Source organism: Streptomyces sp. NBC_00162 (assembly GCF_024611995.1).
GTDB lineage: Bacteria > Actinomycetota > Actinomycetes > Streptomycetales > Streptomycetaceae > Streptomyces.
In genome coordinates, this window is sequence record NZ_CP102509.1 from 6444096 (window position 1) to 6466982 (window position 22887).

Sequence of the window (22887 nt, forward strand, 5' to 3'; positions counted from 1 at the left end):
CAGTGAGTGACACGCTAGGAAAAGACCCGGCCGAAGACCCGTACCTGATCATCTCCTCCGACTGTCACGCGGGCCTCCCCACGGAGCAGTACCGGCCCTACCTGGATTCCCGCTTCCACCCCCAGTTCGACGAGTTCCTCGGCGAGCGCGACGCCCGCCGCGCGGAGGCCACCCGGCTGGGCGTCCGCAACGAGGCCTTCGCCGAGAAGTGGTTCCACGACCACGAGGAAGGCCTCAAGGGCGGCTGGGACACCGGACAGCGGCTGAAGGAACTCGACGGCGACGGCGTGGCCGCCGAGGTCGTCTTCCCCGACGCGGACGCCGTCGACAGCCAGACCGCGGCCCCCTTCGGGGTGGGCCTGGGCCTCTCCGGCGACCAGGACCCCGAGCTCGGCATGGCGGGCGCGCAGGCGCACAACCGCTGGCTCGCCGAGTTCGTGTCCGAGAATCCCGAGCGCCACTGCGGCGTCGCCCTGCTCCCCATCACCGGCGAGCCGTCGAAGGTCGTCGCGGAGATCCACCGGGCGAAGGAGTCCGGGCTGGGCGCCCTGATGATCCCCGCGATGTGGGTGGACAAGGCCCCCTACCACGACCGCCGTTACGATCCCGTCTGGGCGGCCGCGGCCGAGACGCAGATGCCGGTCGTCACCCACTCCGGGTCCTCGCCGCGCCACGAGTACGGGGACCACCTGGGCATCTTCGTCTCCGAGGTCACCTGGTGGCCGGCCCGCCCGCTGTGGTTCCTGCTGTGGTCCGGGGTCTTCGAGCGCCACCCCGGCCTGAAGTTCGGCGTGGCGGAATCGGGCTGCTGGTGGCTGCCGAACCAGCTCTGGTTCATGGACCGCCTCTACCTCGGGGCACACGGCGGCAAGAAGCTCTCCCCGTTCGAGGAGCTCAAGCGCCCGCCGAGCGAGTACCTGGACCGGCAGGTCTTCATCTGCGCGACGAACACCAAGCGCCGGGAACTGGCCCAGCGCTACGAGATCGGCGTGGACAACATCCTGTGGGGCTCGGACTTCCCGCACCCCGAGGGCACCTGGCCCGACACCCGGAACTGGCTGCGCAAGACCTTCCACGACATCCCGGTCGCGGAGACCCGCCGGATGCTGGGGCTGGCGGCGGCCGAGGTCTTCGGCTTCGACACGGAGAAGCTCGCCCCGATCGCCCGCCGGATCGGCCCCACCCCGGCCGAGCTGGGCCAGTCCCCGGACCAGTCGGCGGTGGAGGCCTCCTGGGCCCGCTCCCGCGAGGTGGGCCGGCACTGGCTGACGGAGCACGACTTCCCGGTGCTGGGGGTCTCGCGATGACCGGCGACCGGTACACCGTGATCTCGGCGGACTGCCACGCGGGCGCCGACCTCCTGGACTACAAGCCGTACCTGGAGAAGCGTCACCACGACGACTTCGACGCCTGGGCCGCCACCTACGTGAACCCGTACGAGGACCTCCTCGCGGACACGGCGGACCGGAACTGGAACTCCCGGCGCCGGCTGGCCGAGCTGGAGGCGGACGGCATCGTCGCCGAGGTCGTCTTCCCCAACACCATCCCGCCGTTCTTCCCCAAGGCCTCCCTGATGGCCCAGCCGCCGACGGCAGCGGAGTACGAGATGCGCTGGGCCGGGCTCCAGGCCCACAACCGCTGGCTGGCGGACTTCTGCGCGGACGCGCCGGGCCGCCGGGCAGGCGTGGTCCAGATCCTGCTGAACGACGTGGACGCGGCCGTGAAGGAGATCCGCCGTACGAAGGAGGCGGGCCTGACGGGCGGCATCCTGCTGCCCGGAGTCCCGCCCGGCTCGACGGTCCCGGAGCTCTACTCGGCCGACTACGACCCCATCTGGGCGGTGTGCGACGAACTGGACGTGCCGGTCAACCACCACGGCGGCTCGGCCTCGCCGCCCCTGGGGGACGAACCCGCCGCCCGCGCGGTCTTCATGGTCGAAACCACCTGGTTCTCGCACCGCGCCCTGTGGCACCTCGTCTTCGGCGGCACCTTCCGCCGCCACCCGGGCCTCAAGCTGGTCCTGACGGAGCAGGGCTCCGGCTGGATCCCGGGCGTGCTGGAGATGCTGGACTACTACCACGGCCGGCTGGTCGCGGCCTCGGCCACGGCCGAGTCCAAGTTCGGGGCGGGCCTCGCCGAGGCGATGGGCAAGGGCCCGAGCGAGGTCTGGCGGGACAACTGCTTCGTGGGCGCGAGCTTCATGCGCCCCCACGAGGTCCCGCTGCGGGAGCGGATCGGCCTCGACAAGATCATGTGGGGCAGCGACTACCCCCACGACGAGGGCACGACCCCGTTCTCCCGCGAAGGCCTCCGCATCGCCTACGCGGGCCTCCCGCGCGCCGAGGTCGCCGCGATGGTCGGCGGCAACGCGGCCCGCGTCTACGGCTTCGACCTCCCGCTGCTGGACGCGGTGGCGGCGAAGTGCGGCCCCCGGGTCTCGGAGATCGCGGAACCCCTGACCGAGATCCCCCCGGAGGCCACCAGCCCGGCCTTCGCCCGCGGCGGCTCGGTCCGCGTCTGGTGACGGGCCTCCGCCGGGGCGGATCACGGAAGGCATACGTGATCCGCCCCGGCGGGATCGTGCTCTCGCGAACCATCGGTAACCCCGATGGATACCGATCGGTAACAACCTCTAGCGGTGCCCCCGGAGGCGCCTCTATGGTGCGGTCATGCCGAACCTGCCCGATGTCGTGCTGTGGTCCATACCGGCCTTCGTGCTGCTCACCGTCCTGGAGGTGGTGAGCTACCGGCTCCGTCCCGACGAGGACGCCGCCGGGTACGACACCAAGGACGCGGTCACGAGCGTCACCATGGGTCTCGGCAGCATCGGATTCGACCTGCTGTGGAAGATCCCGGTCGTCGCGGTCTTCACCGCGGTCTACGAACTCACCCCGCTGCGGGTGCCGTTCCTGTGGTGGACCGCCCTGCTGATGCTGCTCGCCCAGGACTTCCTGTACTACTGGCAGCACCGCGGCCACCACGTCATCCGCATCCTGTGGGCCTGCCACGTGGTCCACCACAGCAGCCGGCGGTTCAACCTCACCACCGCCCTGCGCCAGCCCTGGACCAGCGCCACCACCTGGTGGTTCTACCTGCCCATGGTGGCCCTCGGCGTGCACCCCGCGGCGATCCCGTTCTGCTACGGGATCAACCTCCTGTACCAGTTCTGGGTCCACACCGAGCGCATCGGGAAGCTGCCCCGCCCCTACGAGTACGTCTTCAACACCCCCTCCCACCACCGCGTCCACCACGCCTCCCAGGGCGGATACCTGGACCGCAACTTCGGCGGGATCCTGATCATCTGGGACCGGATGTTCGGCTCCTGGGTGGGGGAGACGGAGCGGCCCGTCTACGGGCTCACCAAGAACATCGGCACCCACAACCCGCTGCGCGTGGCCACCCACGAGTACGCCGCCATCGCCCGCGACGTACGGGCGGCCCGCAGTTGGCGCGAGCGCGCCGGACGCGTCTTCCGCGGCCCCGGCTGGCAGCCCGCCCCGGTCCCGGCCGCCGCCCCGGCCCCCGCCGCGCAGGCCGCTCCGGAGCACGCGGCATGAGCGCCGCCGCCTCCCGTACGCCGTCCTGGGCCCGCCCCGTCCCCGAACGGGGCGCAGCCGCCGCCCGCGCGCTGCTCGCCGCCTTCGCCGCGGCCACCGTCGCCGACCTCGGCTCGCTGCTCGCCGGCTGGCACCTCGGGCACGTCCTCGCCAAGCCGCTGCTGATGCCGCTGCTGGTGGCGTACGTGATCACCCGCCGCGCGCCCCGCCTGCTGGTCGCCGCCCTGCTGTTCGGCTGGGGCGGGGACCTAGCCCTGCTCTTCGACGCCGAGCCCGCCTTCCTGATCGGCATGGGCTCCTTCGCCGCCGGCCACGTCTGCTACCTCGTGCTCTTCGGCCGGCGCGCCGCCAACCCCCTGCTCGGGGGCGCGTACGGCCTCGCCCTCCTCGGGACCATTGGTCTCATGTGGGCGGACCTCCCGGCCGATCTGCGCATCCCCGTCGCCGGCTACAGCCTGCTGCTCACCGCCATGGCCTTCCGCTCCAGTGCCCTCGGGCTGCGGGCCGGGATCGGCGGGGCGCTGTTCCTGCTCTCCGACACGCTCATCGCGACCGGGGTCGCCGAGTGGCCGCAGCTGCCCCGGCCCGACTTCTGGATCATGGCGACCTACCTGGCCGCCCAGTACCTGCTGGCCACGGGCACGCTCACCTCCGCGCAGGCGTACCGTATGACGGTCCCACAAGGGCAGCACAGCCAAGACTGAACCATCCCCGAGCCGGAGGACTGCCTCACCATGCGCGCCACCGTCATCCACGCCCCGCACGACATACGCGTGGAGGAGGTGCCCGACGCTGCGATCCAGCGCCCCGAGGACGCCGTCGTCCGCGTCCTGCGTGCCTGCATCTGCGGCAGCGACCTGTGGGCCTACCGCGGCGAGGCCGCACGTCAGCCCGGTCAGCGCATCGGCCACGAGTTCCTGGGCATCGTCGAGGAGACCGGCTCCGCCGTGTCCGGCCTGCGTGCCGGCGACCTCGTCGTCGCGCCCTTCATGTGGTCGGACGGCACCTGCGACTACTGCTCCGAGAGCCTCTTCACCTCCTGCGAGTACGGCGGCTTCTGGGGCTCGGTCGGCCACGACGGCGGCCAGGGCGAGGCCGTCCGCGTCCCGCACGCCGACGGCACCCTGGTGAAGCTGCCCGCCGAGGCCGCCTCCGACGACCACCTGCTCACCGGGCTGCTCGCGCTGTCCGACGTCATGGGCACCGGCCACCACGCGGCGCTGGGCGCGGGCGTGCGCAAGGGCTCCACGGTCGCCGTCGTCGGTGACGGCGCGGTCGGCCTGTGCGGCGTCCTCGCCGCAAAGCGCCTCGGCGCCGAGCGGATCATCGCGCTGGGCCGCCACACCGTACGTACGGACATCGCCAAGCTCTTCGGCGCCACCGACGTCGTCGCCGAGCGCGGCGAGGCCGCCGAGGCGGCCGTGCGCGAGCTCCTCGGCGGCCGGGGCGCGCACGCGGTCATCGAGGCGGTCGGCACCGAGCAGTCGATGCGCACCGCCGTGAACATCACCCGCGACGGCGGGGCCATCGGCTACGTCGGCGTGCCGCACGGCAGCGGCACCGGTCTCGACCTCGGCGTGATGTTCGACCGCAACATCACCCTGCGCGGGGGCGTGGCCCCGGTCCGCGCCTACATCCCGGAGCTGCTGGAGGACGTGCTCAGCGGAGCCATCGACCCGGCGCCGGTCTTCGACCGGGCCGTGTCCCTGGACGAGGTCCCGGAGGGCTACCGCGCGATGGACGACCGCAGCGCGCTCAAGGTGATGATCAAGCCCTGACGCCGCATGCGAGGCGCCACATGTGAGGCGCCACATGTGAGGCGCCACATGTGAGAGGGCCGGGCGGGGGTCACCCCCGCCCGGCCCTCTCGCGTACCAGGTGTTACTTCACGGCCTTCAGCGCGTCGACCACGCCGTAGCCGTAGTAGCCGGTCTGACCCCACTTGCTCTCGCAGGTGGTGGCGTCTATCAGCGCGCCCGTGGCGTCGTAGACCTGGGCCGGGCAGGCCGTCTTGGTGGCCTGGCCCTTGAGCATCGCCTGGAGCTGCGACGGCGTGGCCGACGGGTGCGCGCTCTTGAGCAGGGCCGCGACGCCCGCGACGTGCGGGGTGGCCATCGAGGTGCCCTGCTTGTAGCCGTAGCCGCCCGGGATGGTGGACAGCACGCGGCCGTTGGCGTCCGGGGTGGCCGGGACCTGCCACTTGTCGCCGCCGGGGGCGGCGACGTCCGCCACGCCCAGGCCGAAGCTCGAGTAGTACGACTTGAAGCCCTTGTCACCGGTCGCGGTCACCGTGACCACGCCCGGCAGCTGGGTCGGCACGTCGAGGCAGACCCGCGGGTCGATGGTGCGCGGCACCGGGGTGGTGTCGTTCGGGCTGGTGTCGTCGACGATCGAGTCGGCCGACAGGTCGAAGTTCTCGTTGCCCGCCGCGGCGACGTTCAGCACGCCCTTGCGCTGGGCGTAGTTGCTCGCCCGGGTGAGGGCCTCCACCAGCGCCTTCTGGTCGTCGTCCGTCTTGCAGTTGAAGTACCAGGGGTCGACGTAGTAGCTGTTGTTGGTCACCTCGATCCCCTTCTCGGCGGCGAACATGAAGCCGCAGACGACCGCCTCGGTGTAGAAGAGGCTGGTCCCGGGCTCGCTCACCTTGATCGCGGCGAGCTTCACACCGGGCGCGACACCGCTGACGCCCACGCCGTTGCGCGGGGCGCCGATGGTGCCGGCCACGTGCGTGCCGTGGTCGCTGCCGTCCACGTACGGGCGCCAGGCGCCCTCGGAGGTGTCCGGGACGCCGCCGACGCAGTTGGCCGACTGCTCCTTGGAGAAGTTCGCGGCGAGATCGGGGTGGGTGTCGTCGACACCCGTGTCGATGATGCCCACCGTGACGTCCGGGCTGCCATCGTTGATCTTGTGAGCCTGGTCGGCCTTGATCGCCCGCAGGTCCCACTGGTTGGACTCCAGCGGCTCCTGGCCCGGCGCCGCGTCCGCAGCCGCCTTGGCGGCGTCCGCCGCGCTGAGCTGCTGCGTCGTGCCCTCCTCGGTGGTCTGCACCGTCTGCAGAGGGGCCGTACGGGTGGCGCCCACCGACACGAACAGGCCGCGCTGGGCCCTCAGCTGCTTCGCGAACTCCGGGTTCTGGGAGTGTGCGACGACGACGCCGATCTGCTCATGGACCGTCACCACGGTTCCACCGGCCCGCTCGACGGCCTTCTTCGCCGCGGGGACCGTGGCGTACGCGTTCAGGTTCGCCACGTACGACAGCTTGGGCCCGGTGGTGTCGGCCTTGGAGGCCGTCGCCGCGTCCGCCGTGTTGCCCAGCGGGGCGGCGGAAGCCGCGACCGAGGGCAGGAAGGCGAGCGAGGCGGTGAGCGCCAGGCCGACCGGAACGGCGAGAGCTCGCCGGCGGCCGGATCCCAGATGAGCCATGGGTTCTCCACATCATCCTTGAAAAGAAGCCGTCCGGACGTGGTCACGGCGGACGGGTTCATGACATGGGGAACCTAGTGCCGGTGTTCCCTTCTGCGCCATCAGTTCGAGAAATCAGTCTCTAAAGAAACAGCGGGTGTTGAACCGTCCCGACGCGCCGGCCGTGCCGTTGACAGGGGGGCTCAGCACCACCGTCCCCCCACACGGAGGTTGTTTTGTCCGTCGTCCCCACCGCACCCGCGTCACAAGGAGAGCCCCCCGTGACCACCGAAGCAGCGCCGCCGCCGGGCAGCACGGGAACGCCCCCGGCGAGTCCCGGTCCCACGGCAGAAGAGTTCGGAACCGTCCAGCAGAGTGCCGAGTTCGCCGAACTGCGCCGCTCCTACCGATCCTTCGCCTTCCCGCTCACCGTGGCCTTCATCGCCTGGTACCTGCTCTACGTACTGCTGTCCAACTACGCGGGCGGCTTCATGGGGACCAAGCTCTTCGGCAACATCAACGTCGCCCTCGTGCTCGGCCTCGCCCAGTTCGCGACGACCTTCCTGATCGCCTGGCTGTACTCGCGGCACGCCGCCGCCAAGCTGGACCCGAAGGCCGCGGCCATCAAGGCGCGAATGGAGGCCGGGGAATGAGCTCCACGCACCACCTGACGACGGTGGCGGCCGGTGCCAGCGAGAACCGCCCGCTGATCATCACCCTGTTCGGGCTGTTCGTCGTCGCCACCCTGATCATCACGATCTGGGCCGGCCGCCAGACCAAGGACGCCGCCGACTTCTACGCCGGCGGCCGCCAGTTCACCGGCTTCCAGAACGGCCTCGCCATCTCCGGCGACTACATGTCCGCCGCGTCCTTCCTCGGCATCGCCGGAGCCATCGCCCTCTTCGGCTACGACGGCTTCCTGTACTCGATCGGCTTCCTCGTCGCCTGGCTGGTCGCGCTGCTGCTCGTCGCCGAGCCGCTGCGCAACTCCGGCCGCTACACGATGGGCGACGTCCTCGCGTACCGGATGCGCCAGCGGCCCGTCCGTACCGCCGCGGGCACCTCCACCATCGTGGTCTCGATCTTCTACCTGCTCGCCCAGATGGCCGGCGCGGGCGTGCTCGTCTCGTTGCTCCTGGGCATCACCGACGACGGCGGCAAGGTCGCGGTCGTCGCGCTGGTCGGCGTGCTGATGATCCTCTACGTGACGATCGGCGGCATGAAGGGCACCACCTGGGTCCAGATGATCAAGGCGGTCCTGCTCATCGCGGGCGCCCTGCTGATCACCTTCCTGGTGCTGCTGAAGTTCAACTTCAACATCTCCTCCCTGCTGGGACAGGCCGCCGAGAACAGCGGCCAGGGCACCAAGTTCCTCGAGCCCGGGCTCAAGTACGGCAAGGACTCGCTGACCAAGCTGGACTTCGTCTCCCTCGGCCTCGCCCTGGTGCTCGGCACCGCCGGCCTGCCGCACATCCTGATCCGCTTCTACACCGTGCCCACCGCCAAGGCCGCCCGTAAGTCCGTGAACTGGGCCATCGGCATCATCGGCGCCTTCTACCTGATGACCATCGCCCTCGGCTTCGGCGCCGCGGCGCTGCTCAAGCGGGCCGACATCCTGGCTTCGAACAAGGCCGGCAACACCGCGGCCCCGCTGCTCGCCCAGGAGATCGGCGGCGGCGCGGGCTCCACCGGCGGCGCCATCCTGCTCGCCGTGATCTCCGCGGTCGCCTTCGCCACCATCCTCGCCGTGGTCGCGGGCCTCACCCTGGCCTCCTCCTCTTCCTTCGCGCACGACCTCTACGTGAACGTCATCCGCAAGGGCAAAGCCACTGAGAAGGAGGAGGTGCGCGCGGCCCGCTGGTCGACCGTGGTCATCGGCGCCGTCGCCATCGGCCTGGGGGCGCTGGCCCGAGATCTGAACGTCGCCGGCCTGGTCGCCCTCGCCTTCGCGGTCGCCGCGTCCGCCAACCTGCCGACGATCCTCTACAGCCTCTTCTGGAAGCGCTTCAGCACCCAGGGAGCGCTCTGGTCCATCTACGGCGGCCTGATCTCGGCGGTCGGCCTGGTGCTCTTCTCTCCGGTCGTCTCCGGGAAGCCCACCTCGATGTTCAAGGACGCCGACTTCTACTGGTTCCCGCTGGAGAACCCGGGCATCATCTCGATCCCGCTCGGCTTCCTGCTGGGCTGGCTGGGAACCGTCCTGTCCAAGGAGAAGGCCGACCCCCAGAAGTTCGCCGAGCTCGAGGTCCGCTCCCTCACCGGAACCGGCGCTCACTGAGATCGTCCGAACACCCAGCGTGGCCGCGTCGTACTTCCCTACGACGCGGCCACGCTGGCTCTCGTCCCTTCCGGCACCTCTGGATGTAACAGGCGTCGCGTACGCTCGATTAATCGAACCTCTACAGATACGGACAGGGAGGGGGCCCACAGTGCTTCTCGACACCTACGGCCGCGTGGCCACTGACCTGCGCGTCTCGCTCACCGACCGGTGCAACCTGCGCTGTACCTACTGCATGCCCGAGGAGGGACTGCAGTGGCTCGGCAAGTCCGATCTGCTCAGTGACGACGAGATCGTCCGGCTGATCCGCATCGCGGTCACCTCGCTGGGCATCACCGAGGTCCGCTTCACCGGCGGCGAGCCGCTGCTCCGCCCCGGCCTGGTCGGGATCGTCGAGCAGTGCGCGGCCCTGGAGCCCCGCCCCAGGATGTCCCTGACCACCAACGGCATCGGTCTCAAGCGCACCGCGCAGGCCCTGAAAGCCGCCGGTCTGGACCGAGTGAACGTTTCTCTCGACACCCTGCGGCCCGAGGTCTTCAAGACCCTCACCCGCCGCGACCGGCACAAGGACGTCATCGAGGGTATGGCCGCGGCCCGCGAGGCCGGCCTCACCCCCGTCAAGGTCAACGCCGTCCTGATGCCCGGGCTGAACGACGACGAGGCCCCGGACCTGCTGGCCTGGGCCGTGGAGAACGAGTACGAGCTCCGCTTCATCGAGCAGATGCCCCTCGACGCCCAGCACGGCTGGAAGCGCGAGGGCATGATCACCGCCGGTGACATCCTCCAGTCGCTGCGGACCCGCTTCACGCTCACCGAGGAGGGCGCCGACGAGCGCGGCTCCGCCCCGGCCGAGCGCTGGGTGGTCGACGGCGGCCCGGCCACCGTCGGCGTCATCGCCTCCGTCACCCGCCCCTTCTGCGGAGCCTGCGACCGTACGCGGCTCACGGCCGACGGCCAGGTCCGTACGTGCCTGTTCGCCACCGAGGAATCGGACCTGCGGGCCGCGCTGCGCTCGGGCGCCCCGGACGAGGAGATCGCCCGGCTGTGGAAGCTGGCGATGTGGGGCAAGAAGGCCGGGTCCGGTCTCGACGACCCGTCCTTCCTCCAGCCCGAGCGCCCCATGTCGGCGATCGGCGGCTGACCGCCCGGGCCGCCCGGGCGCTCAGCGCTCGCGCTCCGAGCCCTCCGGCTGGACCCACTCGCCGAGCTTCACCACGTCCTTGAGGAAGCCGCGAACACCCAGGAACTGGGAGAGGTGTTCGCGGTGCTCCTCGCACGCGAGCCAGGTCTTGCGCCGCTCCGGCGTGTGCAGCTTCGGGTTGTTCCACGCCAGCACCCAGACGGCCGCGTCGCGGCAGCCCTTGGCGGAACAGCTGGGGATTTCGGTATCAGGGGAGGTCACGCCTCAACCCTACAAACCGCCGGAACGGAAAGGCGACGCCGAGCAGCCACGGGGGGAGCTGCCCGGCGTCGGTCCGTCGCTCCGACGGGGGATGCGGAGCGCGTAGGCAGTATGTCACGCAGGACCCGGTAGGGTGCACTGGAACTTCATGATTGATCTGAGCTTTTCTTGAGGTTTCCCGCGTCCAGCGCAGGCCGTACGGGAGCCGGGATGAAGTGCGAGGGCAGCGAGGGGGTCGACTCGCGCCCCGCGTTGGCGATGACCACGGCGACGTACGGCAGCAGGGCGCCCGCGATCAGCGTCACGATCGCCACCGGCCGCTGAACGTTCCACAACAGTACCGTCGCGATGACCGACAGGGTCCTGATGGCCATCGAGATCACGTAGCGGCGCTGACGGCCCCGCACGTCCTCGTCGAGCCCCATCCGCGCACCGGTGATCCGGAAGACCTCGGCCCCGTTCCGCTTCTGTCGCTTCGTCCGCTCCACGCTCCACCACCCGATCACCCGCCGGGCACTCCCCGCCCGGACCCTCCCACCGTACGCCGCCGCCCCCGCCGCGAGGAGAGGGGGATCCCCCGAACGGGTCTGCCCGAAATGCGCCGCATGTCGCACGGGCCGAGACTGGGCCCACGTGCGCACAACGCGCCAGGAGGAGGCTCGACATGAGTTGGTTGTGGGCGATCATCGTCGGTTTCGTGCTGGGCCTGATAGCCCGGGCCATCCTGCCGGGCAAGCAGCACCAGCCCCTCTGGCTGACCACGCTCTTCGGCATCATCGGCAGCGTGCTCGGCAACGCCGTCGCCACGTGGATCGGCGTCGCGGACACCAAGGGCATCGACTGGACCCGGCACTTGCTGCAGCTTGCCGGAGCGGTCCTCGTGGTCGGCCTCGGCGAAATGGCTTACGGAGCGATCCGGGGCAAGAACCGGCAGATGACCTAGATGACCCGGACGGGCCCGGGACGTCCCGCGGCATGACGGAGGGCCGGCCGGACGAGTGTCCGAACCGGCCCCTCCGCCGTGATCCGTGCCGCTGTGCGAGGCCGACGCGTCAGGCGCCGGTGACCTCGACCGCCGCCAGGTTCTTCTTGCCGCGGCGCAGCACCAGCCAACGCCCGTGCAGCAGGTCCTCCTTGGCGGGGACCGCGTCCTCGGCCGTCACCTTCGCGTTGTTCACGTAGGCGCCGCCCTCCTTCACGGTCCGCCGGCCGGCCGACTTGCTCGCGACCAGACCGGTCTCCGCCAGCAGGTCCACCACCAGACCGGGCTCGGCCACCCGGACGTGCGGCAGTTCCGACAGGGCCGCGGCCAGCGTGGCCTCGTCCAGCTCCGCCAGGTCGCCCTGCCCGAACAGCGCCTTCGATGCGGCGATCACGGCGGCGCACTGGCCGGCGCCGTGCACCAGCGTGGTCAGCTCCTCCGCCAGTGCCCGCTGGGCGGCGCGCGCCTGCGGCCGCTCGGCGGTCTGCGCCTCCAGTGTCTCCAGCTCCTCACGGCTCTGGAAGGACAGGATCCGCATGTAGGTGGAGATGTCCCGGTCATCCACGTTCAGCCAGAACTGGTAGAACGCGTACGGCGTGGTCATCTCCGGGTCCAGCCAGACGGCCCCGCCCTCGGTCTTGCCGAACTTGGTGCCGTCCGCCTTGACCATCAGCGGGGTCGCCATCGCGTGCACGACCGCGCCCGGCTCGACCCGGTGGATCAGGTCGAGGCCGGCCGTCAGGTTGCCCCACTGGTCGGAGCCGCCCTGCTGGAGCACGCAGCCGTGGCGCCGGTACAGCTCCAGGAAGTCCATGCCCTGGAGCAGCTGGTAGCTGAACTCGGTGTAGCTGATGCCCTGGTCGGACTCCAGCCGCTTGGCGACCGAGTCCTTCGTCAGCATCTTGTTGACGCGGAAGTGCTTGCCGATGTCCCGCAGGAACTCGATGGCGGACATGCCCGCCGTCCAGTCCAGGTTGTTGACCAGGACCGCCGCGTTCTCGCCCTCGAAGGACAGGAACGGTTCGATCTGCGAACGCAGCCGGTTCACCCACTCCGCGATGACCGCGGGATCATTCAGGGTGCGCTCGGCGGTCGGGCGCGGGTCGCCGATCTGGCCGGTGGCCCCGCCGACCAGCGCGAGCGGCCGGTTCCCGGCCAGCTGGAGCCGGCGCATGGTGAGCACCTGGACCAGGTGTCCCACGTGCAGCGAGGCCGCGGTCGGGTCGTAGCCGCAATAGAACGTGACAGGACCGTCCGCGAACGCCTTGCGCAGCGCTTCTTCGTCGGTGGACTGGGCGAACAGCCCGCGCCACTTCAGTTCGTCGACGATGTCCGTCACGGTTCTCTCGACTCCTTCGATACCTGGGGAAATACAAGGCTCAGTCTAGGTGGGTCAGACCCCCTTGCTGACCGAACTCATGTTGAAATCCGGGATGCGCAGGGCGGGCATCGCGGCCCGGGTGAACCAGTCGCCCCACTCGCGCGGCAGGGTCTTCTCGGTCCGGCCCGCCTCGGAGGCCCGCGACAGCAGGTCCACGGGCGACTCGTTGAACCGGAAGTTGTTCACCTCGCCGACGACCTGCCCGTTCTCCACCAGGTAGACGCCGTCCCGGGTCAGGCCCGTGAGCAGCAGGGTGGCCGGGTCGACCTCGCGGATGTACCAGAGGCAGGTCAGCAGCAGGCCCCTCTCGGTGTCCGCCACCATCTCCTCGAGCGACTTGTCGCCGCCGCCCTCCAGGATCAGGTTCCCGAAGGCCGGGGACACCGGCAGATCGGTCAGCGCGGCACTGTGCCGGGTCGTGGTCAGCCGGGCCAGCTCGCCGCCGCGGATCCACTCGGTCGCCGGGACCGGCAGGCCGTTGTCGAACACCGAGGCGTCGTCCCCGGAGCTGTGCGCGATGACGAACGGCGCGGACTCCAGGCCCGGCGCGTTCGGGTCGCTGCGCAGCGTCAGCGGCAGCTCGGACAGCCGCTCGCCGAGCCGGGTGCCGCCGCCGGGCTTGGAGAAGACCGTCCGGCCCTCCACCGCGTCCCGGGCCGCCGCCGACCACATCTGGTAGATCAGCAGGTCCGCCACGGCCGTCGGCGGCAGCAGGGTCTCGTACCGGCCGGCTGGCAGCTCGATCTTCCGCTCCGCCCAGCCGAGGCGTACGGCGAGCTCCGCGTCCAGGACCGTCGGGTCCACGTCCTTGAAGTCCCGGGTGGCGCGGCCGGCCCAGGCCGAGCGCTGCCGGTCCGGGGACTTGGCGTTGAGCTCCAGGGTGCCCTTGGGCTGGTCGTGGCGCAGCCGCAGGCCCGTGGAGGTGCCGACGTACGTGGAGACCAGCTCGTGGTTGGCGAAGCCGTACAGCTCCCGGCCGCCCGCGCGGGCCCGGGCGAAGGCCTCGCCGAGGGCCGGGGCGAAGTCCGCGAACACCGCCGAGGAGGTCTCGGCCGGGGCGTCGGCGAAGTCCGGCGAGGCCGGGGTCCCGGTCACCAGCGGCTGGGCGTCCTCGGCGGGACCGGCCCCGCGCGCGGCCGCCTCGGCGGCCCGCACCAGCGGCTCCAGGTCCTCGGCGGTGACGGCGGAGCGCGAGACGACCCCCGAGGCCGTGCCCTCCTTGCCGTCGACCGTGGCGATGACCGTCAGGGTGCGGCCGCGGGTGACGCCGTTCGTGGTGAGTGCGTTGCCGGCCCACCGCAGGTTGGCGGTGGACTGTTCGTCGGCGATGACGACACAGCCGTCGGCGGTGGACAGCTCCAGCGCCCGCTCGACGATCTCGTGGGGCTTGGTCGATCGAATCGACGAGGTCATCGTCCGGCCTCCTGCGTGGTGTTCAGGATGTTCACGTCGCGGAACAGGGCGGACGGGCAGCCGTGGGAGACCGACGCGACCTGGCCCGGCTGGGCCTTTCCGCAGTTGAAGGCGCCGCCCAGGACGTAGGTCTGCGGACCGCCGACCTTCTCCATCGAGCCCCAGAAGTCGGTGGTCGTGGCCTGGTACGCCACGTCGCGCAGCTGCCCGGCCAGCTTGCCGTTCTCGATGCGGAAGAACCGCTGCCCGGTGAACTGGAAGTTGTAGCGCTGCATGTCGATCGACCAGGAGCGGTCGCCGACCACGTAGATCCCGCGCTCCACCCCGCCGATCAGGTCCTCGGTGGACAGGCCGCCCGGATCCGGCTGGAGCGACACGTTCGCCATGCGCTGGACGGGCACGTGCCCGGGGGAGTCGGCGTAGGCGCAGCCGTTGGAGCGTCCGAGGCCGGTCAGCTTCGCGATCCGCCGGTCCAGCTGGTAGCCGACCAGGGTGCCGTCCTTGACCAGGTCCCAGCTCTGCGCCTCGACGCCCTCGTCGTCGAAGCCGACGGTGGCCAGGCCGTGCTCGGCGGTGCGGTCACCCGTCACGTTCATGATCGGGGAGCCGTACTTGAGCTTGCCGAGCTGGTCGAAGGTGGCGAAGGAGGTTCCCGCGTACGCCGCCTCGTAGCCCAGCGCCCGGTCGAGCTCGGTGGCGTGGCCGATGGACTCGTGGATGGTGAGCCACAGGTTGGACGGGTCCACCACCAGGTCGTAGCGCCCGGCCTGCACGCTCGGCGCCTTCATCTTCTCGTCGAGCAGGCCGGGGATCTGCTCCAGCTCCGCGTTCCAGTCCCAGCCGGTGCCGGTCAGGTACTCCCAACCGCGCCCGGCGGGCGGGGCGATCGTGCGCATCGAGTCGAACTCGCCGGTGGTGGCGTTGACGGCGACCGCCGTGAGCTGCGGGTGGATCCGGACCCGCTGCTGGGTGGTCGTGGTGCCCGCGGTGTCCGCGTAGAACTTGTTCTCGTGCACGGCGAGCAGCGAGGCGTCCACGTGCGCGACCCCGTCGGCCGCCAGCAGCCGCGAGCTCCAGTCGGCGAGCAGCGCCGCCTTCTCCGCGTCCGGCACCTCGAAGGGGTTCACGTCGTAGGCGGAGATCCAGGTCCGGTCCGAGTGCACCGGCTCCTCGGCGAGCTCCACGCGCTCGTCGGAACCGGCGGCCTTGATCACCTGGGCGGACAGCTTCGCCATGGCCACGGCCTGCGAGGCCACCTTGGCGGCGGCGTCCATGGTCAGGTCCACACCGGAGGCGAACCCCCAGCTGCCCCCGTGCACCACCCGGACCGCGTACCCGAGGTCGGTGGTGTCGGACCCGCCGGAGGGCTTGGCGTCCCGCAGCCGCCAGGAGGCGCTGCGGATCCGCTCCAGCCGGAAGTCGGCATGCTCGGCGCCCAGCGCGCGAGCCCGGGCGAGCGCCGCGTCGGCGAGCGCCCGCAAGGGAAGTGCGGTGAAGGCCGCGTCGATGGAATGGGGCACGGAATTCCTCCCGGTGGTCGGGGCCGGTCTCCCCGATCATGTCGCGCCCGGGGCGCTCGTGCCTACACCTTTCTGTAGGGATTCGACAGAGCCCGTCGCAAGGCCCTGTCGGAGGTCGATTCTCCGTACGAGGGATGCGACCTATAGGTTTTCGGTATTCAGACCGCTAGCGAAAGGGTGATCCGTTGAGCCGCTCGGTTCTCGTCACCGGAGGAAACCGGGGCATCGGCCTCGCCATCGCCCGTGCCTTCGCGGAGGCCGGAGACAAGGTCGCGATCACGTACCGGTCGGGGGAGCCGCCGGAGGCGCTCACCTCGCTCGGCGTCCTGGCGGTCCGGTGCGACATCACCGACTCCGAGCAGGTGGAGCAGGCCTACAAGCAGATCGAGGACACGCACGGCGCGGTCGAGGTGCTGGTGGCCAACGCCGGCATCACCAAGGACACGCTGCTGATGCGGATGTCCGAGGAGGACTTCGCCTCGGTCGTCGACACCAACCTCACCGGCACCTTCCGGGTGGTCAAGCGCGCGAACCGTGGCATGCTCCGTGCCAAGAAGGGCCGCGTCGTCCTGATCTCCTCGGTCGTCGGGCTGCTGGGTTCGGCGGGCCAGGCCAACTACGCCGCCTCCAAGGCCGCGCTGGTCGGCTTCGCCCGGTCGCTCGCCCGCGAGCTGGGCTCCCGCAACATCACCTTCAACGTGGTCGCCCCCGGCTTCGTCGACACGGACATGACCAAGGTCCTCACCGACGAGCAGCGCGCGGGCATCGTGGGCCAGGTGCCGCTCGGCCGCTACGCGCAGCCCGAGGAGATCGCGGCAGCCGTGAGCTTCCTGGCGTCCGACGACGCCGCGTACATCACCGGAGCCGTCATTCCCGTTGACGGCGGATTGGGCATGGGTCACTGATCACCATGAGCGGAATTCTCGAGGGCAAGCGCATCCTCATCACCGGTGTGCTGATGGAGTCGTCCATCGCGTTCCACACCGCCAAGCTCGCCCAGGAGCAGGGCGCCGAGGTCATCCTCACGGCGTTCCCGCGGCCGACGCTGACGGAGCGCATCGCCCGCAAGCTGCCCAAGCCCGTCAAGGTGATCGAGCTCGACGTCACCAACCAGGAGCACCTGGACCGGCTGGAGGACCTCGTCCGCGCCGAGCTCGGCGGTCTCGACGGTGTCGTCCACTCCATCGGCTTCGCGCCGCAGGACGCCCTCGGCGGCAACTTCCTGAACACCCCGTTCGAGTCGGTCGCCACCGCCATGCACGTCTCGGCGTTCTCGCTGAAGTCGCTGACCATGGCCTGCAAGCCGCTCTTCCCGCACGAGGGGGCGGCCGTCGTCGGCCTCACCTTCGACGCGCAGTTCGCCTGGCCGCAGTACGACTGGATGGGCCCGGCCAAGGCCGCGCTGGAGGCCACCAGCCGCTACCTCGCCCGCGACCTGGGCAAGGAGAACATCCGCTGCAACCTGGTCTCGGCCGGGCCGATCGGCTCCATGGCCGCGAAGTCCATCCCGGGCTTCGGCGAGCTGGCGGACGTCTGGAACTCCCGCTCGATGCTGGAGTGGGACATGAGCGACCCGGAGCCGGCGGGCCGCGGCGTCGTCGCGCTGCTGTCGGACTGGTTCCCGAAGACCACCGGCGAGATCGTCCACGTGGACGGCGGCCTGCACGCGATGGGTGCCTGAGGGCACTCGCGTCCGTAAGCAAGGCGGCGGCCGCGCTTCCCTTCCGGGAGGCGCGGCCGCCGCCGTTTTCGCACCTTCGATCGGATGTTCACCGGCTGAACGGATCTTCCCGAGTCGAAAACCAGGGCAGATGCCTGCAAACTGGCCGAGTCGGGATCTTCCCGGCTCCTGCGGGGAGGAGGTACGGGATTGCGCGCGAGACCGAGCGGAGCGGTATCGCTGCTGGTCACCTCGGTGATCCTGACCGCACTCCTGGGCCCCGGCGCCGTCGCGCAGACCGCGCCCGGCGAGCCCGCGCCCGGTCCCGAGGTCGTCGCCCCGGCCGAGGTGGACCTCGCAGAGATCCCCGCCGAGCCACCCGTACAGCCCGCGCGGACCCCCGTCCGGGACCTCTTCGGCGCCGACTGCGACACCGAGATCAGCGGCTCGCAGGTGACGGCGTCCTGCCACAACAGCTACCCGGAGACCGACCTGGTGCGGCTGCACGTCGAGTGCGACCGCTGGTGGGACCTGGACGGCGACGGCGCCGCCGTGGCCATCGGCCCCGCCGGGCGCGTCGAGCTCACCAGCCGCTGCTGGAAGGAGGTCCGCTCGGCCTGGGTCAGCCACGAGCGACCGTGAGCGGATCTCAGTCGGCGTGAGTGCTCTCGCCCGCTGTCAGCCGGTGCCCTTGCCGAGGCAGGCGAAGGGATAGCCCGCCGCCTCCGAGGCGGCCGCGTCCCCGTCTCCCCGCCGGATCGCCTCGATCAGCCGGGCGTGGTCCAGATGCGCGGACGGACGCAGCTCGGTTCCGACATCCGTACGCAGCCAGTCCGCCACCAGATCGCCGAGGTCCGCGTACAGCTCGATCAGCACCTCGTTGTGCGAGGCCGTGACCACTGCCATGTGCAGGCTCACGTCCGCCGCCACGAACACCTCCGCGTCCCCGCCCGCCCAGGCCTCCTCGCGCCGAGCGAGCAGCGCGTCCAGCTGTACGAGGTCCCGCTCGGTCCGCCGCTCCGCCGCCAGCCGGGCCGCCGAGGACTCCAGGGTCGAGCGCAGCTCCGCGATGTGCCGCGGGTCGGCCCCGGCGAAGCGGCGGTGCATCACACCGGCCAGCTCGCTGGTGGCGATGACGTACGTACCCGAGCCCTGCCGGATGTCGAGCAGGCCGTTGTGCGCCAGCGCCCGGACGGCCTCGCGCACGGTGTTGCGGGCGACGCCGAGCAGCTCCACCAGCTCCGGCTCGGTCGGGATGCGGGCGCCTACCGGCCACTCCCCGGAGGTGATCTGGTTCCGCAGCTGGGCGATCACCTGGTCGACGAGCGCGGAGCGCCGGGGTGAGGTCAGCGGCATGGGTTCCCCTCGATAGCGACGAGCGACTGGACAACCAATCATCCCATGATTCTATGATGGTTGAATGTCCGACGAAGAAATCCAGACCATGAACCGCCCGCCGCTCGTGCGCACCACGCCCGACCGGCCCCTTCCCGTCCCCGTCCACGTCGCCCCCACGTGGCTCGGTCCGGTCCTCATCGTCGGCATCGTGCTCGCCGCCCTCAACCTGCGGCCCGCCATCACCAGCCTCGGCGCCCTCTTCGAAGAGACCCGCACGGGCCTCGGCATGAGCGGCACCGTCGCCGGACTGATCACCTCCGTCCCCGCCCTCTGCTTCGCCGTCTTCGGCGTCACCGCACCCCGGCTCTCCCGCCGCTTCGGCCCGGCCGCCGTGATCTGCGCCGGCATGGTGGCCGTCACCACGGGCCTGCTGATCCGCCCCTTCGCGGACAGCGCCGCCGCCTTCCTCGCCGCCAGCGCCCTGTCCCTGGCCGGCATAGCCCTGACCAACGTGCTGCTCCCGGTGATCGTCAAGCGCTACTTCCCGGACCGGGTCGGCACCATGACCGGCCTGTACTCCATGGCGCTGGCCGCCGGCACCTCGCTCGCCGCCGCCGCGACCGTCCCGCTGACCGAGGCCCTCGGCGGCAGCTGGCGCACCGGCCTGCTGATGTGGGCCCTGCTCGCGCTGGTCGCCGTACTGCCCTGGCTGCCCATCGCCCGTGCCTCCCGGCGCGCCGCCCGGGCCGAGCGCGCCGCGGCCGCCGACTCCGCCGAAGGGGCCGGCGTACGGGCCGACACCGGCCCCCGGATCGTCCGCAGCCGTACCGCCTGGGCCCTGGCCTGCTACTTCGGCCTCCAGGCCACCGGCGCGTACATCACCATGGGCTGGCTCCCGCAGATCTTCCGCGACGCCGGGGTATCCGCCTCCACCGCCGGAGTGCTGCTCGCCGTCACCATGGTCATGGGCGTCCCGCTCGCGTTTGTCATCCCCGGCCTGGCCGGCCGGATGAAGAACCAGGGCGCCATCGCCGCCACCCTCGGCCTCTTCGGCTTCGCCGGCTACCTCGGGCTCTACCTCGCCCCCGCCGCCGGCGCCTGGGCCTGGGCGCTCATGCTCGGCGTCTCCAACTGCGCCTTCCCGCTGGTCATCACCCTCATCGGGCTGCGCGCCAAGTCCCCGGCCGGCGTCGTCAAGCTCTCCGCCTTCGCCCAGAGCACCGGCTACCTCATCTCCATCCCCGGCCCCCTGGTCATCGGCACGCTCTACCAGCACAGCGGCGGCTGGGACCTGCCGCTCGTCCTCATGGCCGGACTGCTCGTCCCGCAGATCGCGCTGGGCATCCTGGCCGGCCGGGACCGCACGATCGAGGACGAATGCGGCATGCGAGACTGACCGGCATGTCGCCCGTACTTGAACCGAACCCGCAGAACGGCCACAGGAAGCTCGGCCTCGTGCTCGGCGCGATGCTCGTCGTGACCGTGATCATTTCCGTCATCGCGACGATCGCCTCCCCCTGACGGGCGAGAGGGTGGGGATAACCCCACCCACCCCTAGGGGGTAAGGGTCAGGGTCAACTGGGGTGTGCCCCGGATGGGAACCGCTCCTTCGGATCCATAGATTCGAAGGAGCGAGAGCCAGTCCCGTCAGCACCCCGGAGGCGGCCATGTCGGCCCCCACGCACACCCGCTCCCTCCCGTCCGGCCCCCGAGCCGCGTCCGCCGCCCGAGCGGTGCCCGGCGCCCGAGCCCTGCCCGGCGCCCGGCAGGGTGCCGAGGCCCGCCTGCACTGGTGGGCGCTGGCCCTGCCCGCGCTCGCCTTCGGCCTGCTCCTGCTCCTCCTCGCCGGATCCGGCGAGGCCCACGCCGCCACCGGCGAGGCCACCGGACTGCTCCAGGTCACACAGCAGCTGCTGCGCGCCGTCGGCTGACCGGTGTGCGCCGGGGTGCGCCGGGCCGTGCCGCACCACCGGGTGCGGGCCCTCAACACCCTGCGCCCCGTGGCCCGTTTCATGCGAAGCTGGGAGCCATGAGCGCCGACACACCCCGCAGGATCGCCCTCCTCCGGCACGCCAAGGCCGACTGGCCACAGGTGTCCGACCACGACCGCCCGCTGGCGGAACGCGGCCGCGCGGACGCAGCGGCCGTCGGTCTGAAGCTGGCCGAAACCGGCATCACTTTCGACCTGGCCCTCTGCTCCACCGCCACCCGCACCCGCGAGACCTGGAAGATCGCCGTCCAGGAGCTGCCGCACCGGCCGAAGACCCACTACGAGGAGCGGCTCTACGAGGCTTCGCCGGGCGAGCTCATCGCCCTGCTGAACGAGACCCCCGACGAGGTGCACGACCTCCTGGTCATCGGCCACAACCCCGGCATGCACGCCCTCGCCGACGCCCTTTCCGGGCGCGCGAAGGACGACACCCTGGCGCGGATGACCCGTACTGGATTCCCGACCGGGGCCCTCGCCGTCGTCTCCTTCAGCGGCTCGTGGAAGTTCCTGGAACACGGCGTGGGCACCCTGCTCGACTTCTGGACCCCCAACGAGCACTGACCGGGGGAGTACGTACGGGAGGGCCCCGGCAGCCGATGCGGCCGCCGGGGCCCTCCCGCGCGTCGTACGGACAGGACCTGGACCTGGGCCTAGGCCAGGTCGGCGGCCTCGATCTCCTCGCGGGTGATCCCGAGCAGGTAGAGCACCGCGTCCAGGAAGGGCACGTTCACCGCCGTGTGCGCGGCCTCGCGGACCACCGGCTTGGCGTTGAAGGCCACGCCCAGCCCGGCCGCGTTCAGCATGTCCAGGTCGTTCGCGCCGTCGCCGATGGCCACCGTCTGGGACAGCGGTACCTCGGCCTCCGCGGCGAAGCGGCGAAGCAGCCGGGCCTTGCCCGCCCGGTCCACGATCTCGCCGGTCACCCGGCCGGTCAGCTTCCCGTCGATGATCTCCAGGGTGTTGGCGGAGGCGAAGTCCAGCCCCAGCCGCTCCCGCAGATCGTCCGTCACCTGGGTGAAGCCGCCGGAGACCACGCCCACCTGGTAGCCGAGCCGCTTGAGGGTACGGATCAGCGTCCGGGCGCCCGGGGTCAGCTGCACCTCGGCGCGGACCTTGTCCACGACGGACGCGTCCAGACCCGCCAGCAGCGCCACCCGGGCGTGCAGCGACTGCTCGAAGTCCAGCTCGCCGCGCATGGCCCGCTCGGTGACCTCGGCGACCTCGGCCTCGCACCCGGCGTGGGCGGCGAACAGCTCGATGACCTCGTCCTGGATCAGGGTCGAGTCCACGTCCATGACGACCAGGCGCTGGGCCCGGCGGTGCAGCCCGGCCGAGACGACGGCCACGTCCACGCCGATGTGCGCGGCGGCCGTGGCCAGCGCGGTGCGCAGCGGCTCGGTCTCGCAGCCGGAGACGGCGAACTCCACCGCTGTCACCGGGTACTTGGCGAGCCGGAAGATACGGTCGATGTTGCCGCCGGTCGAGGTGATGCGCGCGGCGATGGCCGCCGTGGACTCGGCGGTGAGCGGGTGCCCGAGCACGGTGACATGGGACCGGCCGCTGCCGCGCGGCCGGTTGTCACCGGTGCCGGAGAGGATCTCGGCCTGGAGCTTGAGCGACTCGGCCCAGCTGTGGACGGTGGCCCGCAGCTCGCCATCGGTGCCGACGGCGGGCTTGGTGACGAGGGCGCACAGGACGATGCGGCCACGGGTGACGACCTGCTCGATGTCGACGACATCGACGGAGTAGGCGGCGAGGGTGTCGAACAGCCCGGCGGTGATCCCGGGACGGTCCTTGCCGAAGATCTTGACGAGGAGGGTGGGGACGTCGGAGGTCTGCGATGCGCTCATGGTGCTCTCACCGTATCTTCCCGCTCCCCGGGACAGGACCCCCGTCCCACCTCTTGAACGCGCCGCTCGCACGGCTCGGCCCCGGCGGGCCTCCCCGGCTCCGCGCAGCGGCCC

Annotated in this window: 24 protein-coding genes; 16 read left to right on the plus strand and 8 right to left on the minus strand. The window is 71.0% G+C overall.

Features of this window, described 5'->3' with window-relative positions; all coding sequences use genetic code 11:
* Nucleotides 1-2 precede the first annotated feature (2 nt).
* The 5 genes from JIW86_RS29875 (at nucleotide 3) to JIW86_RS29895 (ending at nucleotide 5335) form a co-directional block, all read left to right on the plus strand.
* The gene (locus JIW86_RS29875; RefSeq protein WP_257556902.1) at nucleotides 3-1307 is read left to right on the plus strand and encodes an amidohydrolase family protein; all 1305 of its coding nucleotides are present in this window, start codon (nucleotides 3-5) and stop codon (nucleotides 1305-1307) included.
* On the plus strand, nucleotides 1304-2524 hold the full coding sequence (locus JIW86_RS29880; protein ID WP_215139852.1) for an amidohydrolase family protein: 1221 nt from the start codon (nucleotides 1304-1306) through the stop codon (nucleotides 2522-2524). Before JIW86_RS29875 ends, JIW86_RS29880 begins: the two co-directional genes overlap by 4 nt.
* Nucleotides 2525-2669: 145 nt before the next feature.
* A complete protein-coding gene (locus JIW86_RS29885) occupies nucleotides 2670-3557 on the plus strand; it encodes a sterol desaturase family protein (RefSeq protein WP_257556903.1) in 888 nt (295 codons plus the stop codon).
* Nucleotides 3554-4261 (plus strand): lysoplasmalogenase, encoded by a 708-nt coding sequence (locus JIW86_RS29890; protein WP_257556904.1) that lies wholly within the window; start codon nucleotides 3554-3556, stop codon nucleotides 4259-4261. Before JIW86_RS29885 ends, JIW86_RS29890 begins: the two co-directional genes overlap by 4 nt.
* Nucleotides 4262-4291: 30 nt before the next feature.
* Complete coding sequence (locus JIW86_RS29895; RefSeq protein WP_215139849.1) at nucleotides 4292-5335, plus strand: zinc-dependent alcohol dehydrogenase family protein; 1044 nt, start codon at nucleotides 4292-4294, stop codon at nucleotides 5333-5335.
* A gap of 103 nt (nucleotides 5336-5438) precedes the next feature.
* On the opposite strand, the gene JIW86_RS29900 is transcribed toward JIW86_RS29895, so the two are convergent.
* The gene (locus JIW86_RS29900) at nucleotides 5439-6980 is read right to left on the minus strand and encodes a S8 family serine peptidase (RefSeq protein ID WP_257556905.1); all 1542 of its coding nucleotides are present in this window, start codon (nucleotides 6978-6980) and stop codon (nucleotides 5439-5441) included.
* Between the two features lie 260 nt (nucleotides 6981-7240).
* Between JIW86_RS29900 and JIW86_RS29905 the strand changes: the two genes are divergently transcribed.
* The 3 genes from JIW86_RS29905 to moaA all read left to right on the plus strand — a co-directional run bounded on the left by JIW86_RS29905 (nucleotide 7241) and on the right by moaA (nucleotide 10378).
* On the plus strand, nucleotides 7241-7612 hold the full coding sequence (locus JIW86_RS29905) for a DUF485 domain-containing protein (protein WP_257556906.1): 372 nt from the start codon (nucleotides 7241-7243) through the stop codon (nucleotides 7610-7612).
* Nucleotides 7609-9237 carry a cation acetate symporter gene (locus JIW86_RS29910; RefSeq protein ID WP_257556907.1) on the plus strand — a complete coding sequence of 543 codons (1629 nt, stop codon included), beginning with the start codon at nucleotides 7609-7611 and terminating at the stop codon, nucleotides 9235-9237. Before JIW86_RS29905 ends, JIW86_RS29910 begins: the two co-directional genes overlap by 4 nt.
* Nucleotides 9238-9388: 151 nt before the next feature.
* Entirely contained in the window at nucleotides 9389-10378 is a 990-nt protein-coding gene (moaA, locus tag JIW86_RS29915) for a GTP 3',8-cyclase MoaA (RefSeq protein ID WP_215139845.1), read from the plus strand.
* Between the two features lie 21 nt (nucleotides 10379-10399).
* On the opposite strand, the gene JIW86_RS29920 is transcribed toward moaA, so the two are convergent.
* Both JIW86_RS29920 and JIW86_RS29925 read right to left on the minus strand, forming a co-directional pair.
* Entirely contained in the window at nucleotides 10400-10639 is a 240-nt protein-coding gene (locus tag JIW86_RS29920) for a hypothetical protein (RefSeq protein ID WP_215139844.1), read from the minus strand.
* Between the two features lie 146 nt (nucleotides 10640-10785).
* Nucleotides 10786-11127 (minus strand): DUF3099 domain-containing protein, encoded by a 342-nt coding sequence (locus JIW86_RS29925; protein WP_257556908.1) that lies wholly within the window; start codon nucleotides 11125-11127, stop codon nucleotides 10786-10788.
* 176 nt (nucleotides 11128-11303) lie between these two features.
* Here JIW86_RS29925 and JIW86_RS29930 point away from each other — a divergent pair, with 176 nt between their 5' ends.
* A complete protein-coding gene (locus JIW86_RS29930) occupies nucleotides 11304-11582 on the plus strand; it encodes a GlsB/YeaQ/YmgE family stress response membrane protein (protein WP_257556910.1) in 279 nt (92 codons plus the stop codon).
* A 109-nt stretch (nucleotides 11583-11691) separates the two neighbouring features.
* Here JIW86_RS29930 and tyrS read toward each other — a convergent pair whose 3' ends face one another.
* The 3 genes from tyrS to JIW86_RS29945 are packed head-to-tail and all read right to left on the minus strand — an operon-like array spanning nucleotide 11692 to nucleotide 15935.
* Nucleotides 11692-12960, minus strand: coding sequence for a tyrosine--tRNA ligase (gene tyrS, locus JIW86_RS29935; protein ID WP_257556911.1), 1269 nt, complete (start codon nucleotides 12958-12960; stop codon nucleotides 11692-11694).
* 54 nt (nucleotides 12961-13014) lie between these two features.
* Nucleotides 13015-14415 (minus strand): metallopeptidase TldD-related protein, encoded by a 1401-nt coding sequence (locus JIW86_RS29940; RefSeq protein WP_215139840.1) that lies wholly within the window; start codon nucleotides 14413-14415, stop codon nucleotides 13015-13017.
* The gene (locus JIW86_RS29945; protein ID WP_257556912.1) at nucleotides 14412-15935 is read right to left on the minus strand and encodes a TldD/PmbA family protein; all 1524 of its coding nucleotides are present in this window, start codon (nucleotides 15933-15935) and stop codon (nucleotides 14412-14414) included. The genes JIW86_RS29940 and JIW86_RS29945 overlap by 4 nt, the downstream gene beginning before the upstream one ends.
* A gap of 185 nt (nucleotides 15936-16120) precedes the next feature.
* On the opposite strand from JIW86_RS29945, the gene fabG reads away from it, so the two are divergent.
* The 3 genes from fabG to JIW86_RS29960 all read left to right on the plus strand — a co-directional run bounded on the left by fabG (nucleotide 16121) and on the right by JIW86_RS29960 (nucleotide 18237).
* A complete protein-coding gene (gene fabG, locus JIW86_RS29950) occupies nucleotides 16121-16840 on the plus strand; it encodes a 3-oxoacyl-[acyl-carrier-protein] reductase (protein WP_215139838.1) in 720 nt (239 codons plus the stop codon).
* A gap of 5 nt (nucleotides 16841-16845) precedes the next feature.
* Nucleotides 16846-17616 carry an enoyl-ACP reductase FabI gene (gene fabI, locus JIW86_RS29955; RefSeq protein ID WP_215139837.1) on the plus strand — a complete coding sequence of 257 codons (771 nt, stop codon included), beginning with the start codon at nucleotides 16846-16848 and terminating at the stop codon, nucleotides 17614-17616.
* Nucleotides 17617-17805: 189 nt separating this feature from the next.
* Complete coding sequence (locus tag JIW86_RS29960; RefSeq protein WP_215139836.1) at nucleotides 17806-18237, plus strand: hypothetical protein; 432 nt, start codon at nucleotides 17806-17808, stop codon at nucleotides 18235-18237.
* Nucleotides 18238-18273: 36 nt separating this feature from the next.
* Here the strand turns inward: JIW86_RS29960 and JIW86_RS29965 are convergent, their stop codons facing one another.
* Nucleotides 18274-18951, minus strand: a complete 678-nt coding sequence (locus JIW86_RS29965) for a FadR/GntR family transcriptional regulator (protein WP_215139835.1) — start codon at nucleotides 18949-18951, stop codon at nucleotides 18274-18276.
* A gap of 64 nt (nucleotides 18952-19015) precedes the next feature.
* On the opposite strand from JIW86_RS29965, the gene JIW86_RS29970 reads away from it, so the two are divergent.
* From JIW86_RS29970 to JIW86_RS29985, 4 genes are all read left to right on the plus strand, one after another.
* Nucleotides 19016-20329, plus strand: a complete 1314-nt coding sequence (locus tag JIW86_RS29970) for a CynX/NimT family MFS transporter (RefSeq protein ID WP_257556913.1) — start codon at nucleotides 19016-19018, stop codon at nucleotides 20327-20329.
* Nucleotides 20330-20334: 5 nt separating this feature from the next.
* Nucleotides 20335-20454: an SGM_5486 family transporter-associated protein gene (locus JIW86_RS29975; RefSeq protein WP_251063898.1), complete on the plus strand. Its 120-nt coding sequence runs from the start codon at nucleotides 20335-20337 to the stop codon at nucleotides 20452-20454.
* A gap of 146 nt (nucleotides 20455-20600) precedes the next feature.
* A complete protein-coding gene (locus JIW86_RS29980; RefSeq protein ID WP_257556914.1) occupies nucleotides 20601-20864 on the plus strand; it encodes a hypothetical protein in 264 nt (87 codons plus the stop codon).
* Between the two features lie 98 nt (nucleotides 20865-20962).
* A complete protein-coding gene (locus tag JIW86_RS29985) occupies nucleotides 20963-21484 on the plus strand; it encodes a SixA phosphatase family protein (protein WP_257556915.1) in 522 nt (173 codons plus the stop codon).
* A gap of 89 nt (nucleotides 21485-21573) precedes the next feature.
* On the opposite strand, the gene serB is transcribed toward JIW86_RS29985, so the two are convergent.
* Complete coding sequence (serB, locus tag JIW86_RS29990) at nucleotides 21574-22773, minus strand: phosphoserine phosphatase SerB (RefSeq protein ID WP_257556916.1); 1200 nt, start codon at nucleotides 22771-22773, stop codon at nucleotides 21574-21576.
* Nucleotides 22774-22887: the final 114 nt, after the last annotated feature.

Coding starts and splice junctions, on each gene's coding strand:
- JIW86_RS29880 (WP_215139852.1), top strand. CDS start 1,304: ATGACCGGCGACCGGTACACCGTGATCTCGGCGGACTGCCACGCGGGC.
- JIW86_RS29885 (WP_257556903.1), top strand. CDS start 2,670: ATGCCGAACCTGCCCGATGTCGTGCTGTGGTCCATACCGGCCTTCGTG.
- JIW86_RS29890 (WP_257556904.1), top strand. CDS start 3,554: ATGAGCGCCGCCGCCTCCCGTACGCCGTCCTGGGCCCGCCCCGTCCCC.
- JIW86_RS29895 (WP_215139849.1), top strand. CDS start 4,292: ATGCGCGCCACCGTCATCCACGCCCCGCACGACATACGCGTGGAGGAG.
- JIW86_RS29900 (WP_257556905.1), bottom strand. CDS start 6,980: ATGGCTCATCTGGGATCCGGCCGCCGGCGAGCTCTCGCCGTTCCGGTC.
- JIW86_RS29910 (WP_257556907.1), top strand. CDS start 7,609: ATGAGCTCCACGCACCACCTGACGACGGTGGCGGCCGGTGCCAGCGAG.
- JIW86_RS29930 (WP_257556910.1), top strand. CDS start 11,304: ATGAGTTGGTTGTGGGCGATCATCGTCGGTTTCGTGCTGGGCCTGATA.
- JIW86_RS29940 (WP_215139840.1), bottom strand. CDS start 14,415: ATGACCTCGTCGATTCGATCGACCAAGCCCCACGAGATCGTCGAGCGG.
- fabI (WP_215139837.1), top strand. CDS start 16,846: ATGAGCGGAATTCTCGAGGGCAAGCGCATCCTCATCACCGGTGTGCTG.
- JIW86_RS29965 (WP_215139835.1), bottom strand. CDS start 18,951: ATGCCGCTGACCTCACCCCGGCGCTCCGCGCTCGTCGACCAGGTGATC.
- JIW86_RS29970 (WP_257556913.1), top strand. CDS start 19,016: ATGTCCGACGAAGAAATCCAGACCATGAACCGCCCGCCGCTCGTGCGC.
- JIW86_RS29975 (WP_251063898.1), top strand. CDS start 20,335: ATGTCGCCCGTACTTGAACCGAACCCGCAGAACGGCCACAGGAAGCTC.
- JIW86_RS29980 (WP_257556914.1), top strand. CDS start 20,601: ATGTCGGCCCCCACGCACACCCGCTCCCTCCCGTCCGGCCCCCGAGCC.
- JIW86_RS29985 (WP_257556915.1), top strand. CDS start 20,963: ATGAGCGCCGACACACCCCGCAGGATCGCCCTCCTCCGGCACGCCAAG.
- serB (WP_257556916.1), bottom strand. CDS start 22,773: ATGAGCGCATCGCAGACCTCCGACGTCCCCACCCTCCTCGTCAAGATC.